14 protein-coding genes and 1 riboswitch are annotated in these 12,691 nt (G+C 45.5%); of the genes, 1 reads left to right on the top strand and 13 read right to left on the bottom strand.

Translation table 11 applies throughout. From position 1 onward, the window contains the following. Window positions 1–21: 21 nt before the first annotated feature. From MHH25_RS00175 to MHH25_RS00140, 8 genes are all read right to left on the bottom strand, one after another. Window positions 22–198 (bottom strand): small, acid-soluble spore protein, alpha/beta type, encoded by a 177-nt coding sequence (locus MHH25_RS00175; protein ID WP_017691375.1) that lies wholly within the window; start codon window positions 196–198, stop codon window positions 22–24. Between the two features lie 257 nt (window positions 199–455). Further along, window positions 456–731 carry a Veg family protein gene (locus tag MHH25_RS00170; RefSeq protein WP_017691376.1) on the bottom strand — a complete coding sequence of 92 codons (276 nt, stop codon included), beginning with the start codon at window positions 729–731 and terminating at the stop codon, window positions 456–458. A 153-nt stretch (window positions 732–884) separates the two neighbouring features. Then, entirely contained in the window at window positions 885–1,781 is an 897-nt protein-coding gene (gene yabG, locus MHH25_RS00165; RefSeq protein ID WP_017691377.1) for a sporulation peptidase YabG, read from the bottom strand. 59 nt (window positions 1,782–1,840) lie between these two features. Next, the gene (gene rsmA, locus MHH25_RS00160) at window positions 1,841–2,743 is read right to left on the bottom strand and encodes a 16S rRNA (adenine(1518)-N(6)/adenine(1519)-N(6))-dimethyltransferase RsmA (protein ID WP_340018842.1); all 903 of its coding nucleotides are present in this window, start codon (window positions 2,741–2,743) and stop codon (window positions 1,841–1,843) included. A gap of 4 nt (window positions 2,744–2,747) precedes the next feature. Then, complete coding sequence (gene rnmV / locus MHH25_RS00155; RefSeq protein ID WP_017691379.1) at window positions 2,748–3,293, bottom strand: ribonuclease M5; 546 nt, start codon at window positions 3,291–3,293, stop codon at window positions 2,748–2,750. A gap of 155 nt (window positions 3,294–3,448) precedes the next feature. Next, window positions 3,449–4,633, bottom strand: coding sequence for a ubiquitin-like domain-containing protein (locus tag MHH25_RS00150; protein ID WP_340018841.1), 1,185 nt, complete (start codon window positions 4,631–4,633; stop codon window positions 3,449–3,451). Between the two features lie 273 nt (window positions 4,634–4,906). Further along, window positions 4,907–5,160: riboswitch (cyclic di-AMP (ydaO/yuaA leader) on the bottom strand. Window positions 5,161–5,401: 241 nt separating this feature from the next. Then, entirely contained in the window at window positions 5,402–6,172 is a 771-nt protein-coding gene (locus tag MHH25_RS00145; RefSeq protein ID WP_179087975.1) for a TatD family hydrolase, read from the bottom strand. Between the two features lie 333 nt (window positions 6,173–6,505). Next, a complete protein-coding gene (locus MHH25_RS00140) occupies window positions 6,506–7,783 on the bottom strand; it encodes an HD domain-containing protein (protein WP_036606129.1) in 1,278 nt (425 codons plus the stop codon). Between the two features lie 317 nt (window positions 7,784–8,100). On the opposite strand from MHH25_RS00140, the gene MHH25_RS00135 reads away from it, so the two are divergent. Next, window positions 8,101–8,355, top strand: a complete 255-nt coding sequence (locus MHH25_RS00135; RefSeq protein ID WP_024633700.1) for an AbrB/MazE/SpoVT family DNA-binding domain-containing protein — start codon at window positions 8,101–8,103, stop codon at window positions 8,353–8,355. Between the two features lie 282 nt (window positions 8,356–8,637). On the opposite strand, the gene rsmI is transcribed toward MHH25_RS00135, so the two are convergent. From rsmI to holB, 5 genes are all read right to left on the bottom strand, one after another. After that, window positions 8,638–9,522: a 16S rRNA (cytidine(1402)-2'-O)-methyltransferase gene (gene rsmI, locus MHH25_RS00130; RefSeq protein WP_036668474.1), complete on the bottom strand. Its 885-nt coding sequence runs from the start codon at window positions 9,520–9,522 to the stop codon at window positions 8,638–8,640. Beyond that, a complete protein-coding gene (locus MHH25_RS00125; RefSeq protein WP_074092913.1) occupies window positions 9,523–10,302 on the bottom strand; it encodes a tRNA1(Val) (adenine(37)-N6)-methyltransferase in 780 nt (259 codons plus the stop codon). Between the two features lie 95 nt (window positions 10,303–10,397). Next, window positions 10,398–10,766: a DNA replication initiation control protein YabA gene (yabA, locus tag MHH25_RS00120; RefSeq protein WP_017691386.1), complete on the bottom strand. Its 369-nt coding sequence runs from the start codon at window positions 10,764–10,766 to the stop codon at window positions 10,398–10,400. 28 nt (window positions 10,767–10,794) lie between these two features. Next, entirely contained in the window at window positions 10,795–11,595 is an 801-nt protein-coding gene (locus MHH25_RS00115; protein WP_017691387.1) for a stage 0 sporulation family protein, read from the bottom strand. 117 nt (window positions 11,596–11,712) lie between these two features. After that, window positions 11,713–12,684, bottom strand: coding sequence for a DNA polymerase III subunit delta' (gene holB, locus MHH25_RS00110; protein ID WP_036606132.1), 972 nt, complete (start codon window positions 12,682–12,684; stop codon window positions 11,713–11,715). Between the last annotated feature and the right edge of the window lie 7 nt (window positions 12,685–12,691).

Here is a 12,691-nt window from a genome sequence, read left to right as displayed (position 1 = left end):
TTTCAGTCTGCTTGAACCGGATTAAGATTTGCGGGCAGCCTGCTCAGCAAGTTGAATGGCTCTTTTCACCATGTTTCCTGCATCCTTGGCTTTAATTCCGCCCCAACCTTCCTGTTGCACCGTATCATAGAAGCCCAGGTCTTTCGCGAGCTCATTCTTCAGATCCTCTGACATGACACTTCTTCTTCTGCGACTCATGAACCATCCTCCTCCAAAGTATCCTTCATAATGTGATGAGTTCGTTGTTCGTTCACGTTTTTAACATTTTGTCACCAGGCCATATTCAGTTTCCTGCATTGCTTAAGAAACTGTCCCTTCACCTGTCCATATAGTATGCCGCGACCGTTCCTCGCTCATTCCTGAGTATGTATGGGTTACGTTAGAGGGAGAATTGGTGTTTAAAGAAAACAAAAAAGCGATCCGCCTTGTGGGGCGAATCGCCTGTAAATCGATACTTACGTCTCCATATAGGAGCTATGCGTCTGGCTGCCCGGGTCATAAACCATGACTTCCACCGATTCCGTAAGTATATCCGCATAACTATAAGATACTCGCTTGAAGGTTTCTTGCTCCTCATCAAGCTTAACAATAAAAACAGAAGGGTACGTTTCTTCCAATACACCCGTACGCTCAATGGTCTTACGGCGGCCACCATTAGCCCGCAACATAATTTTCTGACCAATATGTGCATCGAGATTGCGTTTGATATCCAACAGCGTGTTTTTAGCCATTGTCGACGACCACCTCTTTTCTTGTCCATTATACCGGATTTTACAGTCATTGTCAAATCAAAACTAATTATTATATCAGCATCAAAAAGTTGTTGTCAATGAATTTTTTTGCAAACAAAAAAAGCCCCAAATTGGGACTTTAAATGGCCTACATCAGACTGCCGACGGGTTCACTTTTAGCGTAGATAAATCATTCAGCCCAGGCAGACCTACCCGGTAACTCCCCCGTGTCTCGACACCACCCACACCCTGGCTGCCACTGATGGTATTGTGCAGAACATCACTCATGTTGACCGTATCGCGCACAGAAGTAAAGGAGGCCTTGGCTGCCACATAGACCGGATCAAGTGCATGAATGAGAATTCTGCCTGGGGAACTGGCAAAGTTTGCTCCAGCGCGCAGCAGTGCCTCAAAATGGGACTGACAGGCCCCTGCAACAATAGTGAGGGCGTCCAGATGGCGTTCATATTGTCTGGCCACCTGAATGGCCGATACGAAATTTTGCGAGTTCTTGTAGCTACCAAGACTATATAAGTCATAGGGCTGACGTGTCTTTAACACCCCATCATGACCCGTAATAACTACGATATCCGGACGTACTTTGGGTAATAAGCGGTATAAGGTATCTGCCATTGCCGATTCATGGACATACTGTCCCTCTGCGGGTACACGAAGTTGCTCATAGAGATCCATACTTTTTTTCAAATAGTTCGGATCTCCATCCAGATGAAGCACCTTTCCAGGCATTTCAAAATAAGCCGGTTCCTGCTGGGCAGACCAATCCTGTACCAGACCTTCACGATTCCGCTCAGCCTGTTCCATACGATTCTGCTGCAGACGGGACAGGGTCTGATGTGCTTTAATATGCGCCTGTCTGGTCTTGGCGCTTTGTGGTTCGTAGGGAACCTGTATCAAATCGTCCACCGGGGAATCGGCAATCAGCCGGAACTCAGTCCCTTTAATGACCGCAGCATCCAACTGGAGGCCTTCCACCCGAAAAGTCACATCGCCGCCGTATGACTTCCGAACGACCAAGTCTCCGATATTCATCAACGTAATCACCTCTACCCCATCGTATGGGCAGAGACCCGGTTTGGTTCATTCAAATTTTACAGCGCTGCACGTACCCCTGCTTCCCACATTACGGTGCTGAGTGTGGCATACTCTTGCAGACTCAATGTCTCTCCACGCCGGGACGGTTGAATACCTGCCTGCTCCAGCAGAATGTCTGCCTGTTCCCGGTTCTCCTTTGTGAAGAAACGTGCCTTCAAGTTGTTTGAGATTGTTTTTCTCCGCTGGGCAAAAGAAGCCTGTACCACTTCGAAGTAGTGTGATTCATCCGGAATCTCCACTGGCGGCTGCTCACGCACTTTCAGCTTAATGACAGCTGATTCCACATTAGGTTGCGGAATGAAGACCGTAGGAGGCACAATACACACAAGTTCCGGCATACTGTAGTACTGAACTGCGATGCTCAGACTGCCATAGTCTTTTGATCCAGGTGCAGCAGCCATGCGTTCAGCCACTTCTTTTTGGATCATGACAACAATGCTGTCTACCGGCAGTTTCTCTTCCAAAAGTTTCATCATGATTGGAGTCGTTACATAATAAGGCAGGTTAGCCACAACACTGACTTTGTCCACGGATGCAAAATCCGTATTAAACAACTCAGCCAGATCAAGCTTCAACACATCCCCATGATGTACACGTACATTTGAATAAGGCTGCATCACTTCTCCCAGGATTGGGATTAAACGCTGGTCAATCTCTACGGCTGTGACGGGACCGGCTACCCGAGCCAGTCGCTCCGTGAGGGCTCCAATACCCGGCCCGATCTCCAGTGCGCCCTTAGACTCGTCCAGATCGGCTGCATTAACAATTTTGTTCAGTATATTTTGATCGATCAGAAAGTTCTGACCCAGACTTTTCTTAAATGAGAATCCGTGTCTTTGAATAATCTCTTTCGTACGCTTGGGCGTTGCAATTTCAATCGTCTCTTCCATGTTCTTCATATGCTCACAATCCTTCACGTTCAATTTGCGCTAATGCTGTAGAGAATTCTTCCCGTGTAATCTGAAATACACTGAGACGTTTGTGGAACTGCTTTCCGTTACAATATCCGATGCCCAGCAGATTGCCCATCTCCATGCGACGTGCAGCAGCCTGCGGATGCACAATAAGTCCTGCCGCGATCAGGTCCTCCCAATCGATCAGGCTCGGAGCACCTTCGTATGAAGTATGTACGCGCGCCAGAGCATGACGGATCGCCTCTGGTGAGGCATTCTCCACCCCAATGTCCCCTTTGCGCGTTGCATCGGCTTCCGGAATGAAGGCATGTTTGCAGCCTGGCACCTTGTTCGCAATAATTTTTCGAATGCGTTCGCCAGCATGATCCGGATCTGTCAGTACAATGACTCCCCGTCTCTCCTGAGCAAGCGCAATCCGCTTCAGAATGCGTTGGTTGATTGCTGATCCACCTGTTTCTATGGTATCGGCTTCCACGGCCCGACGGATAGCTACCGTATCGTCACGGCCTTCCACCACAATGACTTCTTTTATCATGTTCCATTTCTTCCTTTCTAACGCAAAAAGAAGAGGAATATCCTCTTCTCTGCCAAACGGCGGGGGAGACTGAATTCAGACTCCTCCGCCGCATATTCCGCATGAATCATTCATGCAACTATTTTATAGCATTCCCATTTCAAAGTAAAACGATTTTAGTTCGCTTCCGGCTTCACCGGACCGATCACGTAGACCGTCTTGCCTTTCTTACGTCCAAAATTCAGGGCATGCTTCACACTGTCATAATACACATCAATTTTGTTGCCTTTAATGGCACCGCCTGTATCTTCCGCACGACGGAATCCCAGACCTTCGATATATACCCACCAGCCAATTGGAATGACTTTGGGATCAACCGCAATGGTGCGTCCTTCCGTTACACGAGTACCGGAAGCTGTTTTAGTTCCAATGCCAGGCTCTTCGGAAGAGTAGGCAGTCATGGATACATTTTTAAGTACTTTGGAGTATTTAAAAGAAGTCCCGGATACGGTAATCACTTTGCTGCCCGAGGCAGATGTTTTATTCGAGTTCGTTGTTGTAGCCTTTTTGGTTGTTGACGTTTGAGCCGATACGGTCTGAATCTCAGGTTCTTTCACGACCGGTTTTGCTTTGGTGCCGACAGCGATCACTTTATCTACACGATTATTCGCGACAGATTTGCCGACCATTTTTTTGGAGACCAATTCTCCATCCTGAAATACCTTTTCGATATGCTGCACAATTGTGCCTTCTTTGCCGTTCACAACGACACGGTTATCCCCTTTGTACAAGCTAGGGTCAGCCGTTTTAATGACTTTGTAAGCGATCGGTTGCTCTACATCCACTGTACGCTTTGTTACGCGCACTACACGGATCTTCATCTCCGCTTTGATAGTAGTTCCAAGCGCCGGATACACTTTATCATTACTTTCAACTTGAATACCTGATTTTTGAATTGCATCTTCTACCGATGAATCGGTTGTATACAGAGTCTTGGTGTCTCCGTCTGCCGTAATGTTAACTGGAACGGCCCGCTCAATAACGATTCGGTCTCCATCTGTTAACGCCCCATTCATGGACATGGATACCTTATCGTGAGGGCTGACTGTGATCGACTGCTCCTCCAGCATTTCCTGAAGCATTCCTGTACGAGTCTCTACCACCTGAGCTTTGCCATCAATAACCAGTGAAATTTGTTTCCCGGCCTGACCGTAAACGACTAACAAGATCATGATTGTAAGCGCAATTGAGAAAATCGCGATCAATGCCATTTGACGCATGTTCTCATGCTTCCACCGCAACGCGAAAGACTTACTGGATGATCGTGACTCATGGGTCTCTTCTGGTTGGAATGTGCCCACTTCTCCGTCCTCCTTCATAGCCTCGCCGTCTAAAGTAATGCATGATGTCTTTGACGTGACTATACCAAATTTTCTACAGAACACAGATTGGACCAACATAATCCGGTTCTGCACCATGAATCAATCTTCGCAACATGATGTCATCCTCCTGAATACCTACCGTATGATGACAATATTTCTTTTATTCAAAAACAAAAAAGCCAAAGAAAGAGTGTAAGAGGAACTCTTTCGTGGCTTCCGAATGATTTTGAATATCGGAAATTCATGCACGAGGTTGCCTCTCTTTTTCCGCTTGCGAGGTTAGCTGTCGGGTTCGGGCGAAAGAGAGCCGCCCTATCTTGGGTCACCCGCTCATGGCGGACGCCCTTGAATTCACCCCGAGACCCAAAGAAGAAATCAAATACGGCTTCGCAGTTCCCTTCGCTGCTTTTGGGTCAGCGAACGTTGCGCATCGGCCAAATACACCGATGTTTAAGCCCTATTGGTTCCCCCGCTCTCCGTTAACGGAGACTCAGCGAGACTGATTCATGAAAGTAATGTTGTTTCATCGGAAAGTGTCCCTTTGTTCATCCCCCGAACATCTGTCCAATTTTCCGCACAACAATTCACTGAAAAGATGATATCCTGTTTTGATGCATGTTGTAAAGCGTTGATCAAGTACGTTTTTCTGAATATTTGGTTAAAATATTGTAATATTCTTGATTTATTTGGATCAAAGGGCAAATTACCTCCGCTTACCTGCCTTTTTCACCTCATTTGCTCGTTTTTTTAACGAATCCCAAATCGTTCCATGGCATTTTTGGTTGTTATTGCAGCAATTTCCTCCACCGAAATGCCTTTAATTTCCGCAGCTGCCTCTGCAACCAGACGTACATGCGCTGTCTCATTTCGCTTCCCACGATAAGGGTGCGGTGTCAAATATGGAGCATCTGTTTCAATGAAAAACCGGTCCATAGGAACCTTCTCCAGCACCTCTTTGGGTTGCTTTGCATTTTTGAATGTGATCGGTCCTCCGAAGGAGAGATGGAAGCCCATATCGAGGCAACTTTTTGCTGTTTCCCAACTGCCCGAGAACGAGTGCATCACACCACCAACTTCTCCCGCCTTCTCTTCACGCAAAATTCTTATGATATCCTCATGTGCATCCCGATTATGGATGACAATTGGCATGTTCACTTCACGCGCCAAAGCAATTTGTTGTCGTAATACGCGATGCTGTATTTCTTTTGGTGAAGTATCCCAGTGATAATCCAATCCAATCTCACCGATCGCAACCACTTTTTCATGCTTGCATAAAGATGCAATCCACTCCAAATCGCCCTCCTGCATTGTGATCGCATCTACGGGATGCCACCCTACAGCTGCATATATAAAGTCATATGTTTCGGCGAGTTTCATTGTGGTTGGAATCGTCTCCCGGTTAAAACCAATGTTGATCATGCGACCAACTCCTGCATCTACAGCACGCTGAATCATGTCCTCGCGGTCCTCGTCGAATTGTGGTGCATCCAGATGTGTATGTGTGTCGAACAGCATCATGTCTGTATCTCCCTTCATGTCGAAATAACGACTATCTTCTTTTTCAAAATCCAATTTGTAAAATTCAATAATTTAATGACTCATACATAAAACATTTTGGGTAATCTGTGTATTACATCATTACGTTTGTTTCTTCACAACTACAATATATAGAAGATATACGGATATTCTGATCTATATATTGCTGATTGTACTCATTCTGCCTGCTTCCATTTACAAAATTATGTCGATCTACATATACTCCCCATTAAAGCAGATTACTGTATCATGAAAAATAGCTCTTTTAGAAAGTGTTTTGATATCGAAATTCTTCATCGGATTATACTCACACGATTACAAGAAATAGGGGCGTATATGTGACGGTAATTCGTGAATAATCGCATCCACCTTGTTTTGCGGGTAATACAAATGATGTTTCCCTCGGTGAAGCCCACTGATGGAACGGACAATGTCAGATACTTCTGACAACTCACGTAAATTGTCCTGTCGATCCAGAAGAAGAATCTGCTTATCTGTGGATTCATCCGGACGAAACACATCATACGGATTATCCGAAGGAAAATCAATTTCAAGATCATATTCGGGATCGAGGCCAGCCTGTACAAAAGCTTCCCGAATCTCTTCCATCATTGTCAAGTCGACCTGTTCAAGCTCTACATACTTATATAACTTGCGATCCATAAAACGTTCGCATAACTCACTCAGAACAGTATCGTCCTCCTTGCGCCACTGCGTAAATGCCGTCTGGATTAATGCTTCATCCAACTGCAAATATTCATCCACGGATAATTCTCCTTCAAATAGTTGAGGGAGTGGATCAATCATGAAGCGGAATTGAAAACCATGTTGTAGGAGTGTTTTCGCTCGCTTGAATATTTGCCGCAATATAATTTCAGAACTACGAGTTACCGGATGGAAATAAATCTGCCAATACATCTGATACCGAGACATTAGGTAATCCTCCACAGCATGCATGCCTGACTCCTTGACTACAATCCGCCCATGATAAGGACGCAGCATCCGAAGGATACGATCAAGGTCAATCGTGCCGTAATTTACACCTGTAAAATAGGCATCCCTGAGCAAATAATCCATTCGGTCTGCATCAAGCGGACTGGTCACCAAGTTCACCACAATCGGCTTTTCATACGTTTTTTGAATGACAGACGCTACTTTCTCAGGAAAATCAGGAGCATACCGTCTTAAGATCGCCCCTACTTCGGTATCACCTGTAATAATGCGACAAGTCCAATCTTCGTGATTCATGTCAAAAGCTTCCTCGATGGAGTGAGAGAATGGCCCATGCCCGAGATCATGAAGTAGAGCTGCACACAGTGCTACAATCTTTTCTTCCTTCGGCCAATCCGAATAATGACTTCTTTCAAATTGAGAGATGATCTTGCGTGTGATCTCATAAACACCTAGTGAATGTGAGAACCGACTATGCTCTGCTCCGTGAAAGGTAAGGTAAGAAGTACCTAGTTGACGAATCCGGCGTAAACGCTGAAATTCCGGGGTGTTAATTAACTGCCATATAACCGGATCTTGCACGTGGATATAATTATGTACCGGATCTTTGAATACTTTCTCTTCCGTTAAACGTTGTTCCATGTCGACTCACTCCTTTAATTTCTTTTATATTAACGCTTTGAGCTCTGCGATTCACCTAAGATTCGACACCATATGACGAACTTTGTCGAATGAAGTAGTTTTGTCGTTTTCCAAATCGACAAAGCTGACATTGAGGTTTAAATGCGAAAAATGGCTTCCAATCCCTTACCACCAGTAACCTTGTGAAAAACAGCCTTAATTTTAAGCTAATTTTAAGGTTGACTGATTTGGGAATCGTTGGTATGATGAGTATCATAAAACATAAAATAATGTCGAATAATGACAAAGATAGTTAGCTGAGAGGAGCACTGATTATAATGATGAAATCAACAGGTATTGTAAGAAAAGTGGACGAACTGGGACGGGTAGTTATTCCAATTGAATTGCGCCGTACGCTCGGTATTGGTGAAAAAGATGCTCTGGAAATCTACGTTGACGGCGAGCGCATCATGTTGAAAAAATACGAGCCTGCTTGTATCTTCTGTGGTAATGCAGAGAACGTTACTTACTTCAAAGGTAAAATTGTTTGTAACGAATGTATTTCCGAAATCCCTGCACCTGTGACAAAATAAGAAAAACCAGGTATACTGGACTTATCTAAATTGTTATTTCTAACCTTTTTAATATTCCTTAATGACCTTCCCGGTGTGAACCCCACCGCGGAAGGTATTTTTTTGCCTTGTTATGGGTTCCATTACCCAAAATGATTCTGTCACACGCGAACTGGGAGAGAACGATGAAATTTGTTCGGAATTTTTTTTAGCCACTCTGCTCTTTTTAATATTCCACTAAGGTTGGATATAAGCTTCTTTTCAGGTTATGTTCCCCACAACAGAAGATATTTGGTTAGATTACTACTCGATTAATGCATTATATACATCACGCTTCGCCAGACCGCGATCGGCAGCCGTTTTTTTCATTGCATCTTTGCGGTTATGTCCTTCACCCTCATAATGGCTGACATGATCCGCGAGTGACATGAGCTGCCACCATGCTTCGCGCTCAGCCTTACGCTCCTCTTCCTTAATGCCTTCTACCAGCAAGCAGTACTCGCCAAGAGGTGGATGTTCTTCAAGCCAGTCTATGCATTCCCTCACAGTACCCCTTGCGAATTCCTCATGACGCTTGGTTAGTTCACGAGCCAGGACAATCGAGCGATCACCCAGAATTTCTTCAAGGTGGACTAATGTTTTCCGAATACGGTGAGGCGATTCATAAAATAACAAAGTCCCGTTGGATTCGTCAAAAGCCTCCAGCACTTTTCGCATGTCCTTTTTCTCCCGCGGCAAAAAACCGCCGAATGTAAAACGCTCCGTCGGTAATCCGGACACGATCAGAGCAGACAACGCAGCATTGGGCCCCGGGATGGGAATGACCGTTATTCCGGCTTCCAATGCAAGCTGTACAAGGTCAGAACCAGGGTCCGAAATGGCTGGCAAACCGGCATCGCTGACGAGTGCCAAATTTTTTCCTTCTATTATATAGCGTATCAGTTCAGGTCCACTCGCCCCCTTATTATGCTCATGATAACTAAACAGCATCGAAGGTGTAATTTCAAAATGGGTAAGCAGCTTTCGGGTCTGGCGTGTATCTTCTGCTGCAATGATGTCACAACTCTGCAATGTCTTGATGGCACGGAAGGTCATATCCTCCAGATTACCAATGGGTGTTCCAACCAGATAGAGCTTGCCTGATCCTTCAGGCTGCTCCGCATAGCTTTTTTGAATATGCAAAGTCATCTAAAGCCCTCCTTTCGTAGTACGCTCAGCATGTTGCTGACCATAGTAAATATCCATAATCTCTTCGCAGTATTTCCCCTCTTCATTGTAGACAATGAGTGGAGGAAGCATCCTAACTTCCGGTTTACCATCTTTCATTCCTTCAATTAACACCATGTTGGCTTCCAAATGAGCACGGGGATGTACCATCCGAATCCGTTTTGGTTCCAGCTTATATTCGCGCATGAGCGAGATAATCTCTGCAAGGCGCTGTGGACGATGAACCATCGATACTTTGCCGCCATTACGTACAAGTCGACTGCACGCCTGAATCACTTCTTCCAGGGTACATCCGATCTCATGACGTGCCATTGCCTGATGTGTGTTCATCTTGAGATCACTGCCATTCAGGGGCATGTATGGAGGATTAACCGTTATTGCATCGTATACAGCATGTCCTGTTTCTTTCACCAGTTCTCGCAAATCACCTTCACGAATCATAATCGATTCATCCAATGCATTTAATTGCACACTGCGACGCGCCATATCAGCCAAACGTGGCTGAATCTCGATCCCTTCCAGACTAGCCTGCGTACGCGTTGTAAGCAGAATGGGAACCACCCCGTTACCTGTACACAAATCAAGTACACGACCCCGTTTAGGTACGGAAGCAAACCGGGCTAATAATACGGCATCCATCGAAAAACTAAACACTTCATCACTTTGAATGATTCTCAGATCATGAGAGAGCAGATCATCAATCCGCTCTGACTCATGTAACACAACTTCATTTGCTTTCATATGTTACGCTCATCCTCCGGTACTCTATATCTCATGTTTGTTTAGTTTAGGTTTATAACCTTGAAAAAAAACCGTAGGGGATCCCTACGGTCACTTCATTTATTCAAAAAAGACAGGCAGAACAGACAATCGCCTTCCGTCCGCAAATGTCCATAATAGACGTTGCAGATATGGAAGCCTTCGTGATACAACCGGGCCAGATTATCATACCCTTCACCCACAACGTCCTCGCCTGTAGCCGGACCTGCTGGTCTTGCTACAGGAGCGAGTGCTGAGGAGATCGGCAGATCTGCCGGAGCCTCACGTTTGAGCAGTTTGCGTAACTGCTCATTCTCGATGGTAAGCCGCTGATTATCCTCAAGCAGCTCCTTCACAATCATTTTTAACTCTCCTAAATCACCGTGCAACTGACCCAGTTGGGTTTCCATTTCATGAATGTGCGTAAACAGATTTTTCTTTTCCAAGTTTCCACCCCGAAGCAACCTTTATGGTTTACTTGATAACGACGTCATCCAGCGGAAGTTCTTTGACTTTACTGATGTCGAACAGTTGAACATGGACTGTGCGGCTACCGGCATTAATTCCGACAACTTTTCCTTCACCCAATGAGGTGACGACCAATTTGCCTACAGCTGGCAGTTCTTCTCTCACACTTTCATAGTTATCATGCTCAAATTTCAGACAGCACATGAGTCTTCCGCACAACCCTGAAATTTTCGTCGGATTCAGTGACAGGCTCTGATCTTTAGCCATCTTGATTGATACCGGCTCAAAGTCTCCCAGCCAGGAAGAACAACACAACACACGGCCGCAAGGTCCGATTCCGCCAAGCATCTTCGCTTCATCACGTACACCAATCTGTCTCAGCTCGATTCGTGTCCGGAATATGCTTGCCAGATCCTTGACCAGCTCCCGGAAATCAACTCTTCCTTCAGCTGTAAAATAAAATATAATTTTATTGCGATCAAACGTAAATTCCACATCGACCAGCTTCATTTTGAGGCCATGGTCTTTGATTTTATTTAAACAAGTACCGAATGCTTCCTTCGCTGCACGCTTGTTCTCATCAACCACACGGGCATCTGTATCGCCCGCAACGCGGATGACTTTCTTCAGCGGCAACACCACATCGGACTCGCCCACTTCCTTCTTACCTACGACAACCTTACCGTACTCAACCCCCCGCGCTGTCTCCACGATAACGCAGTTTTCTTTCTCAATGGGAAGGTCCAGGGGATCGAAGTAATAAATTTTGCCCGCTTTTTTGAAACGGACACCCACTACACTGTACAAAAAATTAACCCCCTTGTAAGCCAACCCCACTTCGTCTGAAGCCCCGTCTTCTTAGGGAACCGGCCGAAGTTATAACCGTTTGCATATGATTGGAGCTAACTTTGCCCTCTCCCAGTCTTATGCCAAACCGATCAAAAATTGCTCCAGACAAAGCTGGCCATTGACGTTGAAACGCAATTTTTTTCTGCATGCTGCGGCCATATCCATATAGGAGACCCACTGCTCTGTGCTGCGGGTATGTGCCAACTGAGATAACATGTCTAACTGATCTATAAAAACGATATGTTCATGCCTATCGTACTGAACATACAGCATGTCCCTAAACCATAGATGGAACAAACTAAGCAGCATGTCCAGGTGTTCAGAGAGTCCGGTTTTAAAAAGCTTCTGCTGTGCAGAGATCAATGATGTACTTCCTCTACCCAGGGACTCCTTCCCTAATTGTAACATTACGTTTCTAATTTCTGCAAACCAATTCTGCTGGAGAATTTCTCTACATGCTTCCAATCCTGACGCTAAATGGACGGCAGAGCGAGCCAGATTGGCAGGGTGCCCTTCCTCAATTAGTGATTGCAGCATCTCTTCCGGATTCAGTGCGCTGAACGGTACCAATTGGGAGCGTGAGCGGATCGTTGGCAACATGGCCTGTCCATTATCTGTAATCAGGATGCCGACTGCTGGTACCTGCGGTTCCTCCAGAAATTTGAGCAAACTGTTTGCTGCCTGCACCGTCATTTTCTCGGCTTGTTCTATAATATATACTTTGGGATGGCCTGCCTCTGATCGGTATGAAAAGATACGCTGCAGATCCCGGATTTGATCTATTTTAATGTTGTTTCCATCTGGTGCAAGCATGGTTAGATCCGGATGGTTACCATGATCTACCTTACGACATTCAAGACACTGCCCACAAGCGTCATCTTCAAGCTCTGTACAGAATATTGCCTTGGCAAAGGTAATTGCCGTCTTCCGTTGCCCGCTACCAGCTGGACCGCTAAACAAATACGCATGGCTTATTGCCTTACGTCTCAAACTGCTTTGTAACATTTTCTTGGCCGCTTGTTGACCCATAATTTGTTGAAAGGACATACTTCCT

Source organism: Paenibacillus sp. FSL H3-0457, assembly GCF_037981725.1.
Classification (GTDB): Bacteria; Bacillota; Bacilli; order Paenibacillales; family Paenibacillaceae; genus Paenibacillus; species Paenibacillus amylolyticus.
This window is presented reverse-complemented; position numbering and strand designations above follow the sequence as displayed.

Excerpts from the sequence above, each read along its gene's own strand:
- MHH25_RS00175 (WP_017691375.1), bottom strand. The coding sequence starts at position 198 with ATGAGTCGCAGAAGAAGAAGTGTCATGTCAGAGGATCTGAAGAATGAG.
- MHH25_RS00135 (WP_024633700.1), top strand. The coding sequence starts at position 8,101 with ATGATGAAATCAACAGGTATTGTAAGAAAAGTGGACGAACTGGGACGG.
- rsmI (WP_036668474.1), bottom strand. The coding sequence starts at position 9,522 with ATGACTTTGCATATTCAAAAAAGCTATGCGGAGCAGCCTGAAGGATCA.
- holB (WP_036606132.1), bottom strand. The coding sequence starts at position 12,684 with ATGTCCTTTCAACAAATTATGGGTCAACAAGCGGCCAAGAAAATGTTA.
- yabG (WP_017691377.1), bottom strand. The coding sequence starts at position 1,781 with ATGAATATCGGAGACTTGGTCGTTCGGAAGTCATACGGCGGCGATGTG.
- MHH25_RS00125 (WP_074092913.1), bottom strand. The coding sequence starts at position 10,302 with ATGAAAGCAAATGAAGTTGTGTTACATGAGTCAGAGCGGATTGATGAT.
- rnmV (WP_017691379.1), bottom strand. The coding sequence starts at position 3,293 with ATGATAAAAGAAGTCATTGTGGTGGAAGGCCGTGACGATACGGTAGCT.
- MHH25_RS00145 (WP_179087975.1), bottom strand. The coding sequence starts at position 6,172 with ATGATGCTGTTCGACACACATACACATCTGGATGCACCACAATTCGAC.
- MHH25_RS00140 (WP_036606129.1), bottom strand. The coding sequence starts at position 7,783 with ATGGAACAACGTTTAACGGAAGAGAAAGTATTCAAAGATCCGGTACAT.
- rsmA (WP_340018842.1), bottom strand. The coding sequence starts at position 2,743 with ATGAAGAACATGGAAGAGACGATTGAAATTGCAACGCCCAAGCGTACG.
- MHH25_RS00170 (WP_017691376.1), bottom strand. The coding sequence starts at position 731 with ATGGCTAAAAACACGCTGTTGGATATCAAACGCAATCTCGATGCACAT.